The organism is Gottschalkiaceae bacterium SANA (assembly GCA_036323355.1).
In the GTDB taxonomy this organism is placed as follows: Bacteria; Bacillota; Clostridia; order Tissierellales; family GPF-1; genus GPF-1.
In genome coordinates this window covers 2,296,079-2,317,447 of record AP028876.1, presented here as the reverse complement: position 1 = coordinate 2,317,447, position 21,369 = coordinate 2,296,079, and the positions used below count along the sequence as shown (strand labels likewise).

Sequence of the window (21,369 nt, the reverse complement as noted above, 5' to 3'; positions counted from 1 at the left end):
TATTATATCAGATTTCTCGATAAGAGTGATTGGTGAATAGAAAGCCTGCGAGCATGAAGATTCCAATTGCTGCTGAGAAAAAGTAGCCGTGGAGTGTCAATCGATCACCAATTACACCAACAAGAGCGCCGCCCAATGGGATTGCCATCAATAGAGTGGTTCCCATGACAGCGGAAATGATTCCGCGTTTGTCTGATGGGATTACTCGCATGATGTGGGTACGGATTGGTGCAGAGATTGTTGGTACAGCCACACCGAAAGTAAAAGAGATTGCTAAAGCACTGTAAAGACTAAAACGATTACTGAAATGAAAAACAGGAAGTAAGCCGAGTAATAAATAGGAAAGCCCCAATATGGAAAAGCCCGAAATGCTCATGGTGGATAATTTTCCTTTCTTTCCCAGTTTTGCAACCATGATGCCACCAAAGATAATGCCCAGTGTCATGGATGACTCGATCAGGCTAACGCCATACACACCCATATGAAGAACTTCGTCAGAATACTTGGGCAGGAGTACATTGATCGGTGTAAAGAAAAAATTTAGCAAGGCACTAGCAGCGATGCAAATCATCATCAGATGATCATGTAAAAGAAACTCAAATCCAACTTGAATGTCTTTGAAGTAAGTTTGGCCAATATTTGTTTGTTGTGGAGGACGGGGAGGGGTTATCAATCGCGCAATCGCAAATGCAGAGAGGAAAAAAGTCCCAGCATCCACTGCAAAGGCCATGCCATTGCCACCGAAAGCAACAATGATTCCGGCTGTGCCCAAGCCAAGGAGTTCAGCCGCAGATGATGAAGAAGAAGCAATGGCGGTCACTTCTAGAAAAGATGTCGAATCAATAAGATCTGCATAAAGCGCATGGCGTGCCGGATTAGCAAAACTCTCTAATGTTGAATTGACAAATGAAAATCCGATGATTATGAGGATGGTAGCAGAATCGTTAAAGATAAGAAGGGAAATGAGTGTTGCGTTTAAGCCACGAAATAAATCGGAGAATACAACGATTTTTTTTCGGTTGTGACGGTCGGCATAAACACCCGCAAACGGTGCAAAGAGAATATTCGGAATGAAGTTTATGGCAAACACAAGCCCCATAAGAGAGAGTGATCCGGTCAGCTGATAAACAAGCCAGCTGAACGAGATGGTTTCAACACTGTCACCAAAACGACTAACACTAGCAGACAGAATGAGCTTGCGGATATTTTTATTGCGAAGTAAATAAAACACATGAGACCTCCGTGATAAATATTATTTAACGATAAAAATATTTTAACGAAGCAGCAAACAAATGTCAAGCATTTACAAAAGGAACTAGTGACGTTCATGCTCGCTTTGTCTAATGCATTCATCGAAAGGGTTTCAAGTGAATCTTAAATATATCTGAAAACAAAGCGATTATTCGATGGATGTTTCTAATTTATGGTAAGATAGATTGTATGGTCAAGAAAATATAAGGGTGGTCGTGAAATGAAAAAAGAGAATATCTATCGCGAAGCGCGTGAAAAATACAATGATGAAAATCCAAACCCCATGAGCCGTGAAGAGGCTGTTGAGAGATTACATATTAGCGTTGCAACCTTGGGGCGATATGAGAATGGGGAGAGCGAACCCAATCCGGATGTGGTACATGCCATGAGCAAGGTGTACGAAAACCCAGCATTGCGAAGAAAGTATTGTTCGGAGTGCTGTTTGATTGGCAAGGAAGACCATCCCTATAGCGCACCCAAAACACTTTTCGAATCTGGATATGGCTTGATTAATGCCAATCGAGTTTTGGATGTATTTAAAACTGAGTTATTTGAAATTCTATCTGATGGAATTGTTGATGAGAAGGAAATTGTAAAGCTTCGTAATATGATTCCACAAATCAAGGATATTCAGAAATTGTTGAGTGATATAGAAATTGAAATTGAAAAGCGTTCTTTACGCTATGAAAGCCTGGAGTAAAAGCAATAAAAATGATTTGAACTAACGGATGCTAGATTTCCTTGTGAAAAGTTGCAATTGTGCATTTATCACAGGGAAAATCTAGCATTTATTGTATGGAGGGAATGCGTAAGATTTTCTATAATATGAGTATCACCGGTGGAACAGGTATTGCCTTACACCGACTTGCGAATCGCGTTCGCAAAATACATAAAAGTTAGAAAGTGAGGAAACCATGAAACATATGATAAAAGCTTCTATTGTTGGAGCGATTGTTATTTTACTTATTTCTCTGCTCGTACTTCCTGTATTGAGCTTCAGTTTTGCTGGCATTGTACTTTTGATCATGATTTTTTCCATACTATTTATCGGGGTGGGATATTTGACCCAAGATCGGAAAGCCATGACCCACAAGCATGCAAAGATAGGTGGTGTGATCTTTGGATTATCCCTTGCCTATTTGGTATTTGGATCGATTGCTTCATCTGGAATTTTTCGAGCCGAAGCAAAATATGGAATGCTGGATGTGGAAGAAGTCGTTTTTGATGAAACGGTACCCAATGTGGATATGGATAATTTGATTATTTGGGATGAATCGGATGCCATTCGATTTGGAGAAAAACTGATTACAGAAAAGGATCCTTCTTTGGGATCCATGTATACCATTTCAAAAGATTATGGCACCTTGTCAGTGATTCAAGGGAAACCTTTTTGGTTGTTTCCATTGGAGCATTCTGGATTTTTCAAATATATGAAGAATCAATCGATTCCTGGATATATTAAGGTGAATGCAACGACGGGAGATGCTATCTTTGTGGACAATGAATTCACGATTGCACCGTCAGCTTATTTTTCTGATGACTTAAAGCGTGTGGTTTATGCAAAGTATAAGGATATTGCACTTACGGATTATTCCTTTGAGGAAGATGAAGATGGTCATCCACAATGGGTCATCACCGCGTATACACATAAGACGGGCTTGTCTACAAAAAATGTAGTGGGTGTCGTGATCGTAGATCCTGCAAGCAAAGACGTTGAGTTCTTTGCAAGAGGGGAAGAACCAAGCTGGGTGGACCGAGTATCGTCCATGAAGATCTTTTCAGAGCATTTAAGTGATTGGGGAAGATATGTGAATGGATGGTGGAACCCCTCTGATACGGGTAAGTTAAAATTCACCGATGGAATTGGATATGTGTTTAAAGACGGCAATCTATTCTTCTATTCAGGGATCACATCCTACGGTGGAGATGAAGCGACCACAGGATTCATCATTTATAACCCCAGGACCAGCCAAGCACAATACAATCGAATTTCGGGTTCAACTGAACAAAAGGCCATGGGCTTGATGGAAGAGCTGGTTCAAAATGCAGGCTATACGGCGAAATATCCATATCTAGTCAACATTAATGGAGAACCAACCTATTTATCCACGTTGAAAGGCAATAGTGGGAATGTTGTAGGATATGCCATGGCATCCGTGAAAAACTATCGTGCAGTTGCCTGGGGAAAAACCCTGCGTGATGCTCAGATGGCATACAATCGCATTTTGATTTCCGAAGGATCTAGCAGTAATGCATTGAGTGATCAGTTTGATTCCTTGGAAAAGGCAACAGGCCTTGTATCTCGTGTTGGGGCAATTGGAGATGGATACTTCTTGGTAAAAATAACAGGCAATGACACTTTGTTCACCGTTTCATCGGATCAATATCCAATGATCGCTTTGACAGAATCTGGAGATCAAGTGGTAATTTCATATTTGAAAACAGAAGAAACAGAGAAGATTGATGCAATAAATTTTGAAAATCAGTCGATCGAGTAAAATGAATCAAATCCTTATCTTATTGACAAAAGGGAAAGGAAACTAGGCTTGAAATAAAGGAGGGGTTATATGGAACTTTTACAGCAATATGGATGGCTGATTCTTATGGTTGCAGCGATAGGAATAGAGGCGGCATCGCTGGGACTGACAAGTGTATGGTTCGCTTTTGGGGCTTTGGCGGCATGGTTGGTATCATTAGCAGTGGGCTCTATTATGGTACAGATCACCGTGTTTTTGTTGGTTTCGCTAGGTTTGTTGATTGGTATTCGACCATTTGCAGTGAAGGGATTGAAGATCGGGCGCCATCGCACCAATGCAGATGCCTTGGTTGGACAGCAAGGGTTCGTATTGAAACCGATTGAACCGCTGAGCAGGACAGGCCAGATTAAAGTGAATTCACAAATTTGGACGGCTGTTAGCGATGCAAGTTTGGCAGTTGGAGAAAAGGTACGTGTTTTGGAAATTCAAGGGGTTAAGCTCGTCGTAAAACGAGCTGAGAAGGAGGAAGTATAGATGGGTGGATTTATTGGTTTTATTGTTATTGTCGCAGTTGTTATTTCATTAATCGCAACAAATATTCGCATTGTACCACAAGCCTATGGGTTTGTATTGGAGCGTTTGGGGGCTTATCAGGGCACATGGAGTGTTGGATTGCATATCAAAATTCCCCTGCTTGATCGTATCGCGAACAAGGTTTCTTTAAAAGAGCAAGTTGTGGATTTTCCGCCACAACCAGTAATTACCAAAGATAATGTCACCATGCAGATTGATACGGTGATTTATTATCAAATTACAGATCCAAAGGCCTATACCTATGGGGTAAGCCATCCAATAGCAGCCATTGAAAACTTGACGGCAACCACTCTTCGTAATATCATCGGGGATTTGGAACTGGATGAAACATTAACTTCCCGAGATACGATTAACACCAAGATGCGTTCGATTTTGGATGAAGCCACAGATCCATGGGGCATTAAAGTGAACCGGGTAGAATTGAAAAATATTTTGCCACCAGCTGAAATTCAAGATGCCATGGAGAAACAGATGAAGGCTGAACGTCAGCGTCGTGAATCCATTTTACGTGCTGAAGGCGAGAAAAGATCGACAATCTTGGTTGCTGAAGGAGACAAGGAATCAGAAATTTTGAAAGCAGAAGCGGAAAAACGATCGATGATTCTACGTGCCGAAGCGAACCGTGAAGCTGCAATTCGAGAGGCCGAAGGGGAAGCAGAAGCGATTTTGAAGGTTCAAAGCGCAACGGCTGAAGGCTTGAAGATGTTGAAAGAAGCGAAGACAGATCAAGCTGTTTTGACATTGAAATCCTTTGAGGCATTAGCGAAGGTAGCTGATGGACAAGCAACAAAGATTATTATCCCATCCGAGATTCAAGGGTTGGCTGGATTGGCAGCATCCTTGAAAGGCGTGGTGGAAACAGAGGAGAACTAAGATGGCAGGAAGATTTTATCGGGATTCAAAAAAAGGGAAAATTGCTGGTGTATGTGCAGGAATTGCGGACTCTTTTAAACTCGATGTGGCCATTGTCCGTATCATTTGTCTGGTATTGGTTTTTGCAGCAAGTTTTGGATTTTGGTTGTATCTGGCTTGCTGGATCCTATTGCCAGAGAGGCGCGATGTTGTAAATGTATTGCGAGAAGATGAATTATCAGCTGAAATGCGGCGTGCAAAAGATGCTGGCTATTTTGAATCAGAATAAGAATTTTTTAATCCCTTGGAGAAATCCGAGGGATTTTTTTGTGAAAGGAGTCAAATGTTTTTCTGAATTTAATTTCGGGTAAATGGATGTGGAGAAGATAAATTGCAAGTTAATGATAATGAGGTGGGAGGGGTTGCATGTATACGATCGGACAAGTAGCCAAATTTTTGGGCATAACACGTGATACCTTAAAGTTTTACGAGGAAAAGGGATTGGTCAATCCCAAACAGAATGAGGAAAATGGATATCGACAATATAGTCATTTCGATATTTATGATGTGTTAACAACCAATTTCTACCGAGAAATCGAACTGGAGATCAAGAAAATTCAAGAGATTAGACAGAGCCCGGGTATCGAAGAGATCGAATTAATCTTGCAAGACAAGGAAGAACGACTTCGTGCAGACTTGGAAAGTAAGCGACTTTTGTTGGAACGCATTCAATGCGTGAGGAATGATTGCAAAAAAATTATGCATCATGTCGGCGAGTATTCCATTCGAGAATTGAAACCCTTTGTGGTGAAGGGGGAGATCTCTGAGTTCACGGCCTATGATGAGTATGATATTCTTAAAAAGAATACGAGAAGTGTGAAAAAAGCAGTCACAGTAACGGATTTATGGCGGGTTATTCGATTTGATGAAAGAGGAATTATTGAAGATAAATTTGTTGTTGGTCGAGAGCTTGATCCAGTTGAGAAGACGGTTGAAGAGGAAGTCTGGGCGCATCCAAGATGTCTCTACACCATTATAGAAGACGGGCGATATACAACGGGAGGAGCACGGATTGATGAGCAAGTGGGTGATCAATTAAGGAAAATCGCATTCGAGAGTGGGTATAAACTGAAGGGTGTGGTCTATGTAAGTACCCTGATGACGGCATATAAAGATGGACTGGAGCGTATTTTTTTAGAATTGTATGCACCGATTGAATAAAAGATTTGACTAGGGCCTAAGCCACAGGTTTAGACTGAAGGTGTAAGAAATTCAGTTTGAAGGGGTGTTTTAAAATGAAAATCGCAATATTTACAAAAAGGCCGTTTGTTCGATTTGTTCTTTTGAGCAATCTGATTTTCTGGCTCTTTTTAGCAAGTATTGGATTTGGTATGATGCTTGGGCTTCCAGAAAGTATTTTATATGGCATGCAGATTGTTGCTGCATGGTCGTCAACATTCGCGTTTTTGCTTCTTTTTAAAAAAAATGTTCCCGGTGACAAAATAAAAGATTATGTGAAAAGGCAATTTGAACCAAGAATCAAAATCTCAATCATTATCATTGTGACCATCATTCAGATTTTGATTTTTCTAATAGCCAAAGGATTCTCGGGTGCAAAATTAAACTTGGCACTTTCTTTGCCAGGAATGGGAATGCTTATTCTTACATTTTTTGATTTGCTTGCGAGAGGTTCTCTTGGGGAGGAACTTGGGTGGAGAGGATACGCCCTTAATGAACTGCAGAAGAAAATGAGTTCCATAAAAGCTGCGCTTATAATCGGGGTCCTCTGGGGATTTTGGCATACACCGCTTTGGTTCTTTTCAGGATATGTCGGATTAGAGCTTGTCAAGTATAGTGTCTTGTTTATGATTGCTGTACTTGGAATTTCGGTGATTATAACGGTATTTTATAATTTGAATCATAATCTGATCGTTCCAATTATTATTCATCAATCATTTAATTTTTTGTTGGCCTTAAATCAAGGAGATCTGCTGGACATTTTAGTATATACGGCGACCGCATATGGCTTGTTTGCTTTGGTATTGGTTGCGGTGAATCCGAAACAGGCATTGTATAAAGTCAGGCGGTCTATTGAAACCGCATAAAGTAAGAGTCACCCTTCGGGGTGGCTCTTCATTATAATTGGCTGCTGAGTATCCATCCAAACTCCTCGTTCACTTTCACCAGGGCGCAATCTTCAAAGGTTTGACAGACTTCGACCTTTTGACCGATGGGTAGAGTAAAGAACTTGTTGATATAGGTTGTTTTAATTCTGTATTGCCCATCTTCTTTTTCAAGCAGAGAGGGAAAGACAGACAAGGGTTTCTTTGTGTGTTGATGGGTGCAAAGAACAAAGTCCTTCTGTTCTAGAACGATATCCACTTCAAAATGTGGAAACGAAACATAGATTGGATCTTCAATTTGAAACTGATGAGTTTCTTTTATGGTTGCTTGTTTGAAGTCGTTCACTTGTCGATGATGGTAGGTAATCTCGCCATTCTTCTTTTCGATGATTAAGGCATTAAGCTCTCCAGATGATTTCACACCCAGTCCGCCATCAATGGTAATGATCTTTTTCTCAGTATTGAACAAGGGAACGTTGGTGAAAGAATCACTTCGAAGATTACTGGCAGGCCAGTGCCCGACAACGACTGGTTTGGTATTGATGCCACTAAGTTCATTATAGTTGTCGTATTTCAAGAATTTAGATTCATCTTTCATCGGATCCAAGCCAGGTTCATAGCCGCCATGAACGAAGATGAAATCCTCATTTTCAAGCATGATCGGCAGTTGATTTAAATCTTCTAAAAGCGGCATAAAGTGATTCAACACATGGTCACGAAGTGTTTTCCCATCGGGACAGGAAGCGAGATCAAAGCCTGTCTCTTTTGCCATTTCGTGTACGATGGTTGGGTAATACGTATGCTGGAGAAATCGAAGAAAACGATCGGTACGAGATTCGTCCATCAAAGAGCCATAGACAAAGGATTCATGGTTTCCTTTCAATATATACGTATTTGGACGTGTTTGAATCTCTTTGATTAATTGGACCGTTTTTAGACTTGAAGGTCCGCGATTAATAAAATCGCCGACAATGACTAGAATATCATCTTCAGCCATTGCAAGTTGCGTAAGCATGGTTTGAAAATGGTCTGCATGAGCATGAATATCACTGATCGCTATGATTCTGTAGTTGTCGTTCGTTTGAAGTTTGATAATGGGTTTTCTGATGTCATTCATTACAGTTCCTCCGTAGTTGCTTATAATCGTATAGTTCGAGGAATTTGATGTCAAGGTATTTGCCTATTATTCTGAAGTATTATATGATCGAATCAATATTTATGACCCAATAAACTCAAGTGATCATATTACAATGAATCAATTCAACATAGTCAGAATTGTAATCGACGGAATTTACGTCTAGACAGGTAAATGTGCAGAAAGTAGAGGAAGATGTAAATGAAAGAGCGTCGGAATAGCGGATATGGATTTGTGGCACTTGCTGCCATTCTTTGGGGAACAACGGGTACTGCGCAAGCATTTGCTCCCTCTGGGGCGGGTCCCCTTTCTATCGGGGCGATACGCATGATTTTAGGTGGTGTCATTATGGTGATGATTCCCTTAGTCAAACAGCGCTTTCATATTGGAAATATTCCAAGAAAGAAATTTATATTGCTGGCTTCAGTTTGCATAGCGGCCTATCAGCCACTATTTTTTACGGGTGTTCAGAGATCGGGGGTCGCGATTGGAACATTGATCGCCATTGGAAGCGCACCTGTTTTTTCAGGAATGATTGATAAGATGACCGGGAATCAACTCAGTTTACAATGGAAAGTATCGACAATGATTTCTCTTTTAGGATGTCTTTTATTAATCGGTGTTGATCCTACCATTCAATTGGATGTGATGGGTGTAATTTGTTCTTTACTTGCAGGAATGGTTTATGCCTTATATGTGAAAGCGGCACAAAAAGTTTTAGTTTTGGGGCCCAATCAACTGGCTAATGGACTTATGTTTTTAGTCTCTGGAATGATTTTACTTCCCTTTTTATTGATGAGTGATCTGACTTGGGTATGGAGTATACGAGGAAGCATGGTAGTCTTGCATTTGGGTGTTTTTTCAGCTGCCCTAGCATTCACCTTGTTCGCGCGTGGACTTCAATCCGTGGATGCGCCAACGGCTGTAACCTTAACCCTAGTAGAACCATTGACGGCAACGCTTCTTGGCTTGTTTGTTTTACATGAGCAGATCACTATGATTCAAGGTTTCGGATTGATTGTGCTGTTCTTTGGCTTAGCGGTCAATACAAAACTGGTGTTTCAGTTTCTCTTTCCAAAATATGAAGAGGCCTCTTAATGGCCTAAGGATTAAACCATGGGGGGTCGAAAATGAAGGTGCTTTCTATACTGGCAAGTCCAATTCGAAATGGAAATACGGCTACGCTCTTACACATGTATGAAAAAGGTTTACTGGAGGGTCAGCCAGGTAGTGAGATTACCGAGATCTTTCTTCAGGAGAAGAAGATTCAAGCTTGTTCGGCTTGCATGAGTTGTGATTTGGGAAAAATCAAGCATTGTGCCATCAAGGATGATATGACTGAGCTTTATGATTATTTTGAGGAAGCAAACATTCTTGTTTTTGCTACGCCTATTTATTTTTTTAGCATGACTGCACAGATGAAAGCCTTTATTGATCGACTTTATGCTGTTCCATTTGAAAAATGGCGAGGAAAGAAAATCGTATTGCTGATGACTTATGGCGGTGATGATGAAGAGGATTCCGGTGCTGTGAACTTGGTTGGCATTATGGAGTATCTTGCCAATTATACAAAGACAGACTTGGTACAGGTGTATGGGGTGTCAACAAAAATGCGACCAGATGCGGTTGCAGAGAATGATCAGGCATTAAACGATGTTTATGAGCTTGGAAGAAGATTATTAACGGTATAAAGAAAAGCCACTTTTAAGTGGTTTTCTTTTTATCACAGAAGTGATTTGGTAAAATGAGAGTACTTGATAGAGGAGGGGAGTGCATAATGAAACTAACGGATTTTACAGAAATCAGTGGGTCGACCCGATTTATGCTCAATGCCATGAATGCCTTGAGCCGTATGCAAAACAGAAAACTGTTTGATGATCATTTTCCCTTGGAGGAATCAGAAATCGAAAATTTGCCTCCGTATTTATTTCGCCGTGCCTATCAATTTGATCGAGAGTGGATTCAGCAGCATCAAATGATCACCATGTGGAAGGAAGACAATCAATCAAATCGACATATCTTATACTTGCATGGCGGCGGTTATGTATCCCAAGGTTCTACCTTGCATTGGTATTTTATCGACAAATTATTACGCGATTTGGGTGGACGTGTTACCTTTATCGACTACCCGACAGCACCTGATTTTTGTTATCGTGACACCCATCATGTAGTCTCTGAAGGATTTCAACTTTTGATGAGTAATTATCCGGAAGATGACTTTGTTTTGATGGGTGATTCAGCAGGGGGTGGTTTGGCCTTGTCATTTGCACAAGTGTTAAGAGACAAAGGGGTTGAAAGACGGCCAAGAAAAGTGGTGCTTTATTCGCCATGGGTCGATCTGACCATGACCCATCCCAAATTGGAAGAAGCGGAAGCGAAAGACGACTTGCTTTCTAAAAAGATCTTGGAGGATGTGGCCAAGGCCTATTCCAAAGGAGACGATCGAACCAATCCCTTGATTTCTCCGATCTTTGGTGATTTGCATGATTTAGGAGAGATTCAAGTCTATTTTGGTACACACGAAATTCTAGAACCAGAATGCGCGGAACTTTTGCAAATTGCGGAAGAACAGGATTTGCCCATCGAAGGATTTCGCTACGCATTTATGCCGCATGTTTGGGCAATCATGCCATTTGAAGAAAGTAATTTTGCCTTTCAGCTGATGAAAACTTTTTTAATACGCCACGAGTAATTGACAAGCCATTCGAGCAATCGAATGGCTTGTTATATACAAAGAATGGAAAATTTCCAAATGAAACAAACCGACACATGGTAGAATAAAGAAAAGGAAGAATGAGATTAAGGGGGAAAAAAGACATGATTAATCGATACCCGACTCATTGCGGGGATGACACATGCGCTTCCTGTGTGGAGGCAGGCGGATTTATTTATCTGGCTCATCATGCAGGGGGATATGCAGAACAAAATGTTGCCTATCAAATGCGAAAGACCTTCGAATCCATGCAAGAAACCCTTGAACAAGCTGGAGCGTCCTTGCAGGAAATCATTCAAATCAACCTTTATTTAAGGAATATCAAAGATTTGCGAGAGGCATGCGATGTGTTTACAGAGGTTTTTGGGGAGCATCCGCCAGCGAGAATGACACTCACAACAGATTTCTTTGATGAGAGATGTTTGTGTATGATGGATGGTGTGGCCTATAAAGAGGACAAAAAATGATTACAAAAAAGCAAGCCAGGCAGTTTTTGTTGTTAAAACAGGGACTGTATGGATCAAAAAAATTTCATGGAAAAACAGGCATTCTTGAATTCGTGCAACAAGCGGCCTGTGTGCAATTCGATCCAATCGATGTTTGCGGCAAAAACCATGAGCTTGTACTGCAATCTAGAGTGGAAGGATTTGAAAAAAGCCAGGTTTATGACCTTTTGTACAAAGACAGGGTGCTCATCGATTGGTTTGACAAGAATATGAGTATCTGCCTGCGTGAAGACTGGCCATATTTCTCTTTTCAGAGAGAGTGGGCATTTACGGGAAAGAAGAGTCATCAAGCCATTCCGCAAGCAATGGATGAGGTGATCGCCTATATTAAAGAAAATGGAGAAGTAAATTCAAAAGATCTGTCCATGCAGGGCAAAGTGGACTGGTATTGGGGTGTACCAAGCAGCCTGGCAAGGGCTGTACTGGATACGCTCTACGATCAGGGAAGACTAGTCATCAGCCGCAAACAGAACACCAGGAAGTACTATGACCTTCCAGAACGTCATATTCAAAAAGAAGTATTGGAAGCGGAGAACCCCAACCGAACCCGTCATGAGCAATGGTGCTGGAAGGTATTAAGAAGAATCGGCGGTGTGGGGTTGTTGCACGCAAACAATAGTTATGCCTATATTGGGATCGATGGCCTAAAAGCCAAGGAGCGGGGCCAAGTGTTCACCACTTTGCTGGAAGAAAAGAAAATTCGGGAAATCGAGGTTGAAGACTGTAAACTGCCCTATTATTATTTAGCCGATGATCAGGCTTTGATGAATCAGGTAATAGCAGGCGTTGAAGAATCAGACCGCTTAGAATTTGTCGCACCCTTGGACAATTTGATCTGGGATAGAAAAATGATTGAAGAACTTTTTGATTTTTCCTATAAGTGGGAGATCTATACACCAATCGTCGACCGAAAGTTTGGCTATTATGTATTGCCAATTTTACTCGGTGACCGCTTTATTGGCCGAATCGAAATCAAGCGGAATCGTAAGAAAAAGAAAATGGAGATTCTGAATATCTGGTGGGAAGACAAGGCGGATCATACCAAAGAGAATAAAAAAAGAGTGAGAGATCAGGTCAAGCAATTTTCAGAAATAATGGTCTAGAGAGGAGTGGTGGAATTGTCATTTATCTTACAGGGATTTGTATTGGGAATCTCTTATGTCGCTCCCATAGGGATGCAGAATTTATATGTCATCAACACAGGATTGAGAAAGCGCCCAAAGGATGCCTTTCTTGTCAGTATGATTGTGATCTTTTTTGATATCGCGCTGGCCCTCTTGTGCTTCTACGGAATTGGTGGGGTACTGCAAAAGTATCAGCTGCTAAAGCAAGGCATTTTACTCTTTGGTGGAGTCGCGGTTGCTGCCATTGGGTTTAATTTAATCCGCAGCAAGATTGAGGAAGATCAAGAAGTCAAACTGGATGAGTCAGTGCCAAAGATTATTGCCTCGGCCTTCTTGGTAACCTGGGCAAATCCACAGGCGATTATTGACGGCACTCTTTTATTTGGAGGCTTTCGGGCTTCCTTGCCGACTCAGGCCATTAATTCCTTTATTATTGGTGTGGCATTGGCGTCTTTTATCTGGTTTATGGGGCTTGCCATCGCAACGACCTTGTTTAAAAAGAACTTCACTACAAGAATTCTCAAAGGCATCAATGTGGTTTGTGGGGGAATTTTGATGGCGTACGGAATGAAGTTGATTCTTTCATTTATTGCGATGGTGAGATAGTTTAAGAGAAATTCGTTTATGAATGCTTTATTGTATGAAGAAAAGAACTTTGCAAAACCACTTGACAAACCTAAAAAAAACCCCTTATGATTAAAACAAGAAAACGTTTCGAACGTAAGGGGTTTTATTTTTTTTGAAGGTAGGTTTAACGTTAAACGTAATGAGGGCTATTTGGAATAGCTATTCTTTTTACCGGTACGTTTAACGTTAAACCTAGAAGGAGGCATTATGGCGAAAGTAACGATTAAAGACATAGCGAAGCGTGTGGCGGTATCACCCACTACGGTTTCCAATGTGATTAACGGCCGACATGGCAAGGTGTCGAGCGACACCATTCGAAAGATTAACGCGGTGATTGAGGAATTGAATTATGTACCGGATTTCTCAGCCCGTAGTTTGGTTTCTAAGCGGTCGCGGATGATTGGGGTGATTATTCCTCAGACAGAGGAACATCGACAATTCTTATTGGAAAACCCATTCTACTCAGAATTTATCAGTGGTATTGAAAACAAGCTGCGAGCAGAAGGCTATTATATGATGCTGACGGGGGTGGATAAGGACACTACGTATTTGGATGTGCTGGTTAACTGGAATTTGGATGCCATTGTTCTTTTGGGCATCTACAAGGAAGGGCTTTACGAGCAGCTAAAAGAAGTGAAGGTGCCCGTTTTGCTGATAGATAGTTATGTGGAGGATCAGTATTTTCATCATTTGCGCATTGACGACGAGTTGGGCGGCTATCTGGCAACCAAGCACCTGATTGATAAGGGGCACCGAGAAATTGCCATGGTAACGGGGCAATTAAAGGAAAATGGAGTTTCGGATAAGCGATTTGCCGGATACATACGAGCCCTTGAAGAAAGCGGAATTCCTTATAAGGAAGAATATCTTTTTGAGGATTCAGTCAGTTATGAATGGGGTGTGGAAGCCGCAGCAAAGATTTGTGGCTTGCCGGATGTTTCGGCGGTCTGTTGCACAGCGGATTTGATTGCGACAGGCGTGTTAACAGGGTTTCACAATGCTGGGGTGAATGTACCCAGTGAAATGAGTGTCATTGGATTTGATAACTTGTCGATTTCCAAGATGACCTATCCTGCCTTGACAACTGTGAATCAAAATATATTCTCCAAGGGAGCCAGGGCGGCAGAGACGGTATTGGAAATTGTGAATAAGGGGATCAATTCCGTTGAGAAAGAACAATGGATGGAGATCTCAATTCTTGAACGGGGAACCGTGAAAGAGTTTGAGCGATAGGAGGCGTGCAAGATGGTTGGATTTACTAAATGGAACAAAGCAAAAACCCTTGCAATATTTTTGCTTCCCAGCCTAATTGGAATGACGGTGTTTGTTATTATACCCATCGTTTCATCCTTGGGGCTGAGCTTCACAAAGTGGGATTTAATTGGAGACATTCAATGGGTTGGACTAGCGAATTATAGCCGGGTCATCAGAGATCCCAATATTCATGGTGCTCTATTGCACACCCTGCAATTTATAGCAGGATACCTGCCAAGCGTAATGATTATTTCATTGGGAGTGGCCATGCTCCTCAATCAAAAGTTAAAAGGAGTTGTCTTTTATCGGGCCCTGTATTTTATCCCAGTTATCACCTCTTGGGTTGCAGTATCAATGATTTGGAAATGGCTCTTGAATCCAGAATATGGGATTGTGAACTACTTGCTTTCCTTGATTGGAATTGCGGGTCCGGGTTGGTTGGTCGATGCCGATTGGGCTATGATCGGGGTCATTTTAACCTCGGTTTGGAAAGATATTGGATTTATTACGGTCATTTATCTGGCGGGTCTTCAAGAAATTCCCGATCATTTATATGAGGCAGCAGCCATTGACGGTGTTAATGGATGGCAAAAATTTCGTCATATTACTTGGCCGATGCTCTCATCAACGACCTTCTTTGTTGTAACGATCTCCTTAATCAATTCATTCCAAGTATTTGATCAGGTTTGGGTTATGACAGAAGGGGGACCGGCGGGTGCAACCAGCGTAATGGTTCAACAGATTTACTTAAATGCATTCCGCTACTATAAGATGGGATACGCTTCAGCAATTTCATGGGTCTTGTTTATTATTATCTTCGCTTTCACATTTGCACAAAATCGGATGCAGAAGAAGTGGGGGTATAGCGATGAATAAAAGTAGAATGAAAAAAATAGGGATGTACTTGTTCTTAACGATCGGTGCAATTGCCATGATTTTACCATTTTTGTGGATGCTATCGACATCACTTAAGAGTTCCAATGTAACCTTTGTATTGCCGCCAAAATGGATTCCTGAAAATCCGAAATTGGATAGCTATCGGCAGGTGTTCGAAACCGTGCCGATGGGACGATTTTTCTTCAACAGTATTTTCGTGGCGGCGATCTCAACCTTTTTTCAGGTGTTGATCTGCTCAATGGCAGGCTATGCCTTTGCACGCATTCAGTTTAAGGGAAGAGAGGTTCTCTTCTATGTGTATCTTGCTACCTTGATGGTACCGCAACAGGTAACCCTGACACCACTGTTTATTATGATGAATATGTTGGGCTGGGCAAATACCTATCAAGCATTGATTTTACCGGGGATCTTTAGCGCATTTGGAACCTTCCTGATGAGGCAGTTTTTTCAGGGGATTCCTAACTCGATTGAAGAGGCAGCTTTTATCGATGGAGCTGGATATGTCACCATTTTCTTTCGGATCATCATTCATTTGGCTAAGCCAGTCTTTGCAACCTTGTTCATCTTCGCATTTATGGCGAGCTGGAACAATTTCTTGTGGCCGTTGATTATTACCACAGATACGACTCATATGACCTTGCCGCTAGGATTGGCGAGTTTGAAAGGACGTTGGACGACGGATTGGAATGTGTTAATGGCGGGGACTCTCGTCAGCATTGTACCCATGATGTTTGTGTACATCTTTACGCAGAAGTATATCATTAAAGGCTTGACCCATACGGGTCTAAAATAAGGGAGGAAAAAGAATGAAGAAGTGGACCAGTTTTGCATTAGTTTTAATTCTTGTAGTTTCTGTACTTAGTGGTTGTGCGTCAACGGAAGCACCAGCTGCGGCAGATCAACCAGCAGCAAGCGAAGAACCGGCAACGACCGAAGAACCGGCAGCTGAACCCGTAACAGTGAAGTATATGACCTTTTCAGCAGCACCGGATCATATTGCAGATTTAGAAGCGATGATTGCAGCCTTTGAAATGGAAAACCCAGGGATCAAAGTGGACTACGAAACAGTAGGCTGGGATGATTATTTTACAAAACTACAGACTCAAGTCGCATCAAAAACAGAAGCGGACACTTTTGAGTTAAACTATGAAAACTTTGTGACCTACGCGTCTAAGAATGCTCTATATGACATGGATGCATTGATGGCAAAGGATACAGCATTTGATCCTTCTGTCTTTAATGAGACCGCCTTGAATGCCTTCCAATTAAACGGAAAACAATATGGTTTGGTGGAAAGCTTCTCGAACGTCGTGATGTTTTACAACAAAGATCTTTTTGACGCAGCAGGCCTTGCCTATCCGGATGCATCATGGACATGGCAAGATGAGCTAGCGGCGGCACAAAAATTAACCGATGCCGATGCGGGTGTTTGGGGTACATTTGCTCCGATTCAGTTCTGGGAATTCTACAAAACTATCGAGCAAAATGGTGGAAAGATCTTCAACGAAGACAAAACAGAAGTCTTGATTGATTCAAAAGAAAATGTAGAGACATTAACATGGATGATCGACAAGATCAACAAATACAATGTAACACCGAACGATGCGAAAATGAGCGGTCAATCTGATGGCGATATGTTTAAAGCCGGTAAGATTGCCATGCTTCGATCCGGGATTTGGATGTTTGGATCATTTGCGGATGCGGATTTCAATTGGGACATTGCACTAGAACCAGGAAACACGCAAAAAGCCCATCACTTCTTCTCAAACGGAGTTGCGATTTCTAAAAATACGAAGAATCCTGAAGCAGCATGGGAATGGGTGAAATTCTATACGTCAAGCCAAGAATCGGCTGAGATTCGCGTTGCATCCAGCTGGGAATTACCGGCGTTAACAGATGAAACTATATTGGCGGCATACTTGGAGCAAAGCCCACCAGAAAGCAGAGAAGTTGTATTTGAAGCATTGAATACCTTGGTGGTTCCTCCAGTAATTGAAAGCTGGAATGAATTGACTGATATCGTGGGTCAAGAACTGGAACAAGCAAAATTGGGACAAAAAACACCAGAGCAAGCCTTGCAAGATGCGAAAGTTGCATTGGAGCAATTGATTCAATAGTTTCAGAATGTGGGGTTGCATGTGCGCAACCCCGCGTTCCCCTTTTACAGGGTGAACCGACAGAAAAATTAGGAGAAAATCATGAAGAAACGATATTATCCAACAGGAAATGAATATATCGCTTTGCCAACCATTGCAGAGAATGGTGCCATTGAAAGTATCAATTATTTATCGATGAGGGACCGAGGTGTGATCGAACTCACGGGCGATCCGTTTTTAGTGCCGATTCTTACCGTAAATGGGGAAGTCGTCCCCATGGATCATTTAATTTGGGAATGGGAATCATACTGGATTCCAACCTTTACAATCGAAAGCAACGGCGTACGCATTTGTGGAAAATATGTTGCGCCTCAACATAGCAAGGGATTTTTTCTTCGGATTGAAGTGGAAACAGACGGCGAGAGGCCTGAAGTGTTGATTAAAGTCAATGGTAACTTTGGTCAAGTCCTCCACAGTATCAATGAAAGCAAGCCTGTTCAAGGAAACCGCCAAGTTTATCACAGCCTATGGAATCAAGGCTTGGTCTTTGATTTTCGAACGGGAGTGACGATGTTTTCCTTTGGTTTTTTAACGGAGGGAGGCTTTGATCAGCAGGAGTGGAATGAGGAAGAATCGGTCTTCTCTCTTGAAAAAAAGGTGGAGTGGAAGTCAGAAAAATTGGGTTCGACAGGTAGAGTGGATCTTTTTATGGGCATTGGGCTTGAAGAAGTGGGCGCAGTGACCCAGGCCATTCATATGCAGAGGGAAACGGGAGACGTGCTTGTTCAGCAATTGAAAAATTGGCTGAACGAAAGAGTTCTGAATTTGTATGAGGACCATATGAACCGAATTTTAAATGTGAATCAATTTTTCAATTACTTTTATGCAACAGGGAAAACCTTGGATACAGAGGAACGGATTCTTTGCACATCAAGAAGTCCTCGGTATTATGTAAGTGCGGCCTATTGGGACCGGGACAGTTTGATTTGGAGCTTTCCTGCTTTGTTGTTGACTGAACCAGAAACGGCCAAGGAAGCCTTGGAATATGTCTTTACCCGTCAGATCAAGAATATTGGTGTACATAGTCGGTATATCGACGGAGTTGTCTTAGAACCCGGCTTTGAAATGGACGAGCTTTGTGCGCCGCTGTTGGCATTGAATCAATACCTAGAGGCTACTGGTGACTGGTCATTTATATCGGAACCGATGGTGAAAAAAGGATTGCAAGTCATTTGGAATCGCATGATGAGTTGGAAGCATGAGAGTGTGGATCTATTTGGAACCTTCCTCATGCCGACTGATGATATGCGTGTGTACCCGTATTTGACTTACAACAATGTTCTGGTATGGAAAGCCTTGCGAATCTTTGGAAAAATCGACGAGAAGCTAGGGAACCGGGAAAGAGAAGCTGGTGCCTTGGCTGATGGGGTGAAGCAGGCGATTTGGTCACATATGGTGATTGAACTTGATGGGAAAAAGGTCTTCTGTTGGAGTACGGATTTGGAAGGGCAGAGTGATTTCTATGATGAGCCGCCAGGATCTTTGACGATGTTTTCTTATTATGGATTTGTAGAAGCGGAAAATGAAGTGGTTCAAAATACCAAGGCGAGACTGTATTCATCTGCTTTTAACCATTACTTCAGCGACTCATCTTTCCAAGAACTGGGCTGTTCTCATGCGGATCATCCATGGATTTTGAGTATCTGCAATAGCTTGTTAAACGGGCGAAAAGTAGAAGCCCTAGAGATGTTGTCGCGGACAGACATGGATAATACCATCGCATGCGAAAGCATTGATGAAGAAACTGGCGAGTGGGCGACCGGTGCGCACTTTGCGACCTGCGCGGGATTTTTGGTTCACGCGTTAGCTGTAGCAGGAAGGGAAGATGGCAAATGAGATATCCAGGATTAGGAATAATAGGCTGTGAAAAATTGGCGGGGATGTATGGTGTCAATGAAGGAATCATTGATGGCAAGGGAACCGGTGTACGGCATCTTTTCTACGATGGGTTTGATCTGGATTTGGTTCATAGTGCGGTCACTTTAATCAAGGATGGCGATCGCATTTATTATGGAAACCGCCTGGAGCGTAAAGCTGGGCATCCGGTTCATATTAAGCCGGTAGAGAGCAAAACCGAAGAGGGATTCTGCTTTACAGATCGGTTTGAAATGGACGGGTTGACAAAGACTGATCGTGGATTTGGATTTGGCCAAAGTAGTTTGGGTTTTCAATGTGATATTACAGATCAACAAAATAAAAGTCGGGAAATTGAAGTGTATGCCTATGTCTTGCTACGGCCCCAGGCGAAGATGAAAGTAGAGAAAAAAGAGAGCCGAGTCATTGCTGCTGGTGCGCATAGTGCTATTGAAGTGCGTGCAGAAGATTGTGATTTAATTACGATTGTGGAAGAAGGACCAACCGGATTTATTTATCGTCTAACAAGCGCTCTTTTGTACGATGAAGGACATGATGCGACGATAGAACCGCGTGATGATTCTTTAACAGGGATCTTATTGGGAAAAAAAGTGACCTTGCCTGCGATGGGATCAGTTTCTTTTGAGTGGAAGATGCAGTTTGAACGAACGATAGAAGCACTGGAAACAAATATAAGCCAAGCTAGCCGATTGAAAAACAAGGCGCAGACCTATTGGGATACATTTATTCAACAAGGCAATACCCTGCAGGATCCTCGGCATCAAGAACAGGAAAGGGTCAATCGGATTGCCATTAAAAGTGCAATGATTGGTGGATTTGTTCCGGCCGATTTGACCGGGCATTATTATTCCGATGGCATGCCGAGTTATTATGCCAGGGATTCGATGATGGTTGCGCGTGCCTTTTTATCGGCGGGTCATTTGAAGGAAGCAAAAGAGATTATTTGTTATTTGAAGAATCGGAAGAGAAAATCCAGTGGTGAGTTTTATCAGCGATATAATGGAGAGGGGAATCCATCGGAAGGGGCAAACAACAATGTCTTTCATCAATTGGATTCGATTGGATACTTCGCCCATAACCTGTGGGTCTATAAGACCATGACTGGCAGGCAGCTGATGGCTGAGCAGGAGTTGAAAAGCTTGCTGACCGCATTGTTGACCTGTGAGAAAAAGAATGGCATGGTAGGGCCAGAAGGGGGCGTCAACGAGGGCGTTTTCGGACCGGCATTTATTACCTCGTCTAATATGTTTATCTATGGTGGAGTGAAGGCAGCCTTGAAGATGATCGAGGATCCGGATTTTTGCAAGCAATTAAAAGACTTGAATGCCGAAATTCTTAGGGGTGTGGAATCAACCTACCTAGAGGGCGAAGGTTATCAATATGGGTATGTATCCTACCATAACGAATTGGTTAAAAAGTATGATACGCCCCAGTATTTCGGCCTGCTTTATGGCTTTGAAGATACTGAAAATATGCGCTTGACCCATCAGCATCTGATTGATCATGCGGCCTTTTATGAAGATGGGATTGGTTACAGTGAGCAGGAGTATCACCATGGTCCTTGGATTTTCAACACCGGGGCCTGCGCCCAGTACGCGCATCTTGTTGGTGATGAGAATACCTATATTCGAAAGCTTGAATGGATCAGCGATCACGGCAACGATTACGGTTTAATGCCGGAAGCGATTAATGGTGATGATGAGAATCAGTGTTATATCAACCCTTTGATTTGGGCGTGTGCGGAATATGTGTCAACCTGTCATATTAAAAATACGTAGGAGCTTG

General features: G+C 42.1%; 21 protein-coding genes. 19 read left to right on the top strand and 2 right to left on the bottom strand.

The window, feature by feature from the left end; genetic code table 11:
- Window positions 1-7 precede the first annotated feature (7 nt).
- Complete coding sequence (locus tag AC25CA_RS11065; RefSeq protein ID WP_486813884.1) at window positions 8-1,231, bottom strand: MFS transporter; 1,224 nt, start codon at window positions 1,229-1,231, stop codon at window positions 8-10.
- Window positions 1,232-1,471: 240 nt separating this feature from the next.
- Here AC25CA_RS11065 and AC25CA_RS11060 point away from each other — a divergent pair, with 240 nt between their 5' ends.
- From AC25CA_RS11060 to AC25CA_RS11030, 7 genes are all read left to right on the top strand, one after another.
- A complete protein-coding gene (locus tag AC25CA_RS11060) occupies window positions 1,472-1,951 on the top strand; it encodes a helix-turn-helix domain-containing protein (protein WP_486813883.1) in 480 nt (159 codons plus the stop codon).
- Window positions 1,952-2,165: 214 nt separating this feature from the next.
- Entirely contained in the window at window positions 2,166-3,749 is a 1,584-nt protein-coding gene (locus tag AC25CA_RS11055) for a hypothetical protein (RefSeq protein WP_486813882.1), read from the top strand.
- 69 nt (window positions 3,750-3,818) lie between these two features.
- Complete coding sequence (locus tag AC25CA_RS11050; RefSeq protein WP_486813881.1) at window positions 3,819-4,262, top strand: NfeD family protein; 444 nt, start codon at window positions 3,819-3,821, stop codon at window positions 4,260-4,262.
- Window positions 4,263-5,195 (top strand): SPFH domain-containing protein, encoded by a 933-nt coding sequence (locus tag AC25CA_RS11045; protein ID WP_486813880.1) that lies wholly within the window; start codon window positions 4,263-4,265, stop codon window positions 5,193-5,195.
- A gap of 1 nt (window position 5,196) precedes the next feature.
- The gene (locus AC25CA_RS11040) at window positions 5,197-5,463 is read left to right on the top strand and encodes a PspC domain-containing protein (RefSeq protein ID WP_486813879.1); all 267 of its coding nucleotides are present in this window, start codon (window positions 5,197-5,199) and stop codon (window positions 5,461-5,463) included.
- 137 nt (window positions 5,464-5,600) lie between these two features.
- Window positions 5,601-6,395 (top strand): MerR family transcriptional regulator, encoded by a 795-nt coding sequence (locus AC25CA_RS11035; protein ID WP_486813878.1) that lies wholly within the window; start codon window positions 5,601-5,603, stop codon window positions 6,393-6,395.
- Between the two features lie 74 nt (window positions 6,396-6,469).
- Window positions 6,470-7,279 (top strand): CPBP family intramembrane glutamic endopeptidase, encoded by an 810-nt coding sequence (locus AC25CA_RS11030; protein WP_486813877.1) that lies wholly within the window; start codon window positions 6,470-6,472, stop codon window positions 7,277-7,279.
- A gap of 31 nt (window positions 7,280-7,310) precedes the next feature.
- Here AC25CA_RS11030 and AC25CA_RS11025 read toward each other — a convergent pair whose 3' ends face one another.
- Window positions 7,311-8,414, bottom strand: a complete 1,104-nt coding sequence (locus tag AC25CA_RS11025) for a metallophosphoesterase (RefSeq protein ID WP_486813876.1) — start codon at window positions 8,412-8,414, stop codon at window positions 7,311-7,313.
- 219 nt (window positions 8,415-8,633) lie between these two features.
- On the opposite strand from AC25CA_RS11025, the gene AC25CA_RS11020 reads away from it, so the two are divergent.
- The 12 genes from AC25CA_RS11020 to AC25CA_RS10965 all read left to right on the top strand — a co-directional run bounded on the left by AC25CA_RS11020 (window position 8,634) and on the right by AC25CA_RS10965 (window position 21,362).
- The gene (locus AC25CA_RS11020; protein WP_486813875.1) at window positions 8,634-9,530 is read left to right on the top strand and encodes a DMT family transporter; all 897 of its coding nucleotides are present in this window, start codon (window positions 8,634-8,636) and stop codon (window positions 9,528-9,530) included.
- Between the two features lie 32 nt (window positions 9,531-9,562).
- Entirely contained in the window at window positions 9,563-10,123 is a 561-nt protein-coding gene (locus AC25CA_RS11015; protein WP_486813874.1) for a flavodoxin family protein, read from the top strand.
- Window positions 10,124-10,209: 86 nt separating this feature from the next.
- Complete coding sequence (locus AC25CA_RS11010; protein WP_486813873.1) at window positions 10,210-11,124, top strand: alpha/beta hydrolase fold domain-containing protein; 915 nt, start codon at window positions 10,210-10,212, stop codon at window positions 11,122-11,124.
- A gap of 125 nt (window positions 11,125-11,249) precedes the next feature.
- The gene (locus AC25CA_RS11005) at window positions 11,250-11,612 is read left to right on the top strand and encodes a RidA family protein (protein ID WP_486813872.1); all 363 of its coding nucleotides are present in this window, start codon (window positions 11,250-11,252) and stop codon (window positions 11,610-11,612) included.
- On the top strand, window positions 11,609-12,754 hold the full coding sequence (locus AC25CA_RS11000) for a winged helix-turn-helix domain-containing protein (RefSeq protein ID WP_486813871.1): 1,146 nt from the start codon (window positions 11,609-11,611) through the stop codon (window positions 12,752-12,754). The genes AC25CA_RS11005 and AC25CA_RS11000 overlap by 4 nt, the downstream gene beginning before the upstream one ends.
- A 15-nt stretch (window positions 12,755-12,769) precedes the next feature.
- Window positions 12,770-13,381 (top strand): LysE/ArgO family amino acid transporter, encoded by a 612-nt coding sequence (locus AC25CA_RS10995; protein WP_486813870.1) that lies wholly within the window; start codon window positions 12,770-12,772, stop codon window positions 13,379-13,381.
- A 228-nt stretch (window positions 13,382-13,609) separates the two neighbouring features.
- Window positions 13,610-14,635: a LacI family DNA-binding transcriptional regulator gene (locus tag AC25CA_RS10990; RefSeq protein WP_486813869.1), complete on the top strand. Its 1,026-nt coding sequence runs from the start codon at window positions 13,610-13,612 to the stop codon at window positions 14,633-14,635.
- 12 nt (window positions 14,636-14,647) lie between these two features.
- Complete coding sequence (locus tag AC25CA_RS10985; RefSeq protein ID WP_486813868.1) at window positions 14,648-15,532, top strand: carbohydrate ABC transporter permease; 885 nt, start codon at window positions 14,648-14,650, stop codon at window positions 15,530-15,532.
- The gene (locus AC25CA_RS10980) at window positions 15,525-16,346 is read left to right on the top strand and encodes a carbohydrate ABC transporter permease (protein WP_486813867.1); all 822 of its coding nucleotides are present in this window, start codon (window positions 15,525-15,527) and stop codon (window positions 16,344-16,346) included. Before AC25CA_RS10985 ends, AC25CA_RS10980 begins: the two co-directional genes overlap by 8 nt.
- Before the next feature lie 13 nt (window positions 16,347-16,359).
- Window positions 16,360-17,670, top strand: coding sequence for an ABC transporter substrate-binding protein (locus AC25CA_RS10975; RefSeq protein ID WP_486813866.1), 1,311 nt, complete (start codon window positions 16,360-16,362; stop codon window positions 17,668-17,670).
- Window positions 17,671-17,751: 81 nt separating this feature from the next.
- Window positions 17,752-19,545 (top strand): glycoside hydrolase family 125 protein, encoded by a 1,794-nt coding sequence (locus AC25CA_RS10970; protein WP_486813865.1) that lies wholly within the window; start codon window positions 17,752-17,754, stop codon window positions 19,543-19,545.
- Window positions 19,542-21,362: a glycoside hydrolase family 15 protein gene (locus tag AC25CA_RS10965; protein WP_486813864.1), complete on the top strand. Its 1,821-nt coding sequence runs from the start codon at window positions 19,542-19,544 to the stop codon at window positions 21,360-21,362. Before AC25CA_RS10970 ends, AC25CA_RS10965 begins: the two co-directional genes overlap by 4 nt.
- Window positions 21,363-21,369: the final 7 nt, after the last annotated feature.

What these genes read in the sequence shown, in the direction of transcription:
- AC25CA_RS11060 (WP_486813883.1), top strand. Translation starts at nt 1,472, where the DNA reads ATGAAAAAAGAGAATATCTATCGCGAAGCGCGTGAAAAATACAATGAT.
- AC25CA_RS11055 (WP_486813882.1), top strand. Translation starts at nt 2,166, where the DNA reads ATGAAACATATGATAAAAGCTTCTATTGTTGGAGCGATTGTTATTTTA.
- AC25CA_RS11050 (WP_486813881.1), top strand. Translation starts at nt 3,819, where the DNA reads ATGGAACTTTTACAGCAATATGGATGGCTGATTCTTATGGTTGCAGCG.
- AC25CA_RS11045 (WP_486813880.1), top strand. Translation starts at nt 4,263, where the DNA reads ATGGGTGGATTTATTGGTTTTATTGTTATTGTCGCAGTTGTTATTTCA.
- AC25CA_RS11040 (WP_486813879.1), top strand. Translation starts at nt 5,197, where the DNA reads ATGGCAGGAAGATTTTATCGGGATTCAAAAAAAGGGAAAATTGCTGGT.
- AC25CA_RS11035 (WP_486813878.1), top strand. Translation starts at nt 5,601, where the DNA reads ATGTATACGATCGGACAAGTAGCCAAATTTTTGGGCATAACACGTGAT.
- AC25CA_RS11030 (WP_486813877.1), top strand. Translation starts at nt 6,470, where the DNA reads ATGAAAATCGCAATATTTACAAAAAGGCCGTTTGTTCGATTTGTTCTT.
- AC25CA_RS11025 (WP_486813876.1), bottom strand. Translation starts at nt 8,414, where the DNA reads ATGAATGACATCAGAAAACCCATTATCAAACTTCAAACGAACGACAAC.
- AC25CA_RS11020 (WP_486813875.1), top strand. Translation starts at nt 8,634, where the DNA reads ATGAAAGAGCGTCGGAATAGCGGATATGGATTTGTGGCACTTGCTGCC.
- AC25CA_RS11015 (WP_486813874.1), top strand. Translation starts at nt 9,563, where the DNA reads ATGAAGGTGCTTTCTATACTGGCAAGTCCAATTCGAAATGGAAATACG.
- AC25CA_RS11010 (WP_486813873.1), top strand. Translation starts at nt 10,210, where the DNA reads ATGAAACTAACGGATTTTACAGAAATCAGTGGGTCGACCCGATTTATG.
- AC25CA_RS11005 (WP_486813872.1), top strand. Translation starts at nt 11,250, where the DNA reads ATGATTAATCGATACCCGACTCATTGCGGGGATGACACATGCGCTTCC.
- AC25CA_RS11000 (WP_486813871.1), top strand. Translation starts at nt 11,609, where the DNA reads ATGATTACAAAAAAGCAAGCCAGGCAGTTTTTGTTGTTAAAACAGGGA.
- AC25CA_RS10990 (WP_486813869.1), top strand. Translation starts at nt 13,610, where the DNA reads ATGGCGAAAGTAACGATTAAAGACATAGCGAAGCGTGTGGCGGTATCA.
- AC25CA_RS10985 (WP_486813868.1), top strand. Translation starts at nt 14,648, where the DNA reads ATGGTTGGATTTACTAAATGGAACAAAGCAAAAACCCTTGCAATATTT.
- AC25CA_RS10980 (WP_486813867.1), top strand. Translation starts at nt 15,525, where the DNA reads ATGAATAAAAGTAGAATGAAAAAAATAGGGATGTACTTGTTCTTAACG.
- AC25CA_RS10975 (WP_486813866.1), top strand. Translation starts at nt 16,360, where the DNA reads ATGAAGAAGTGGACCAGTTTTGCATTAGTTTTAATTCTTGTAGTTTCT.
- AC25CA_RS10970 (WP_486813865.1), top strand. Translation starts at nt 17,752, where the DNA reads ATGAAGAAACGATATTATCCAACAGGAAATGAATATATCGCTTTGCCA.
- AC25CA_RS10965 (WP_486813864.1), top strand. Translation starts at nt 19,542, where the DNA reads ATGAGATATCCAGGATTAGGAATAATAGGCTGTGAAAAATTGGCGGGG.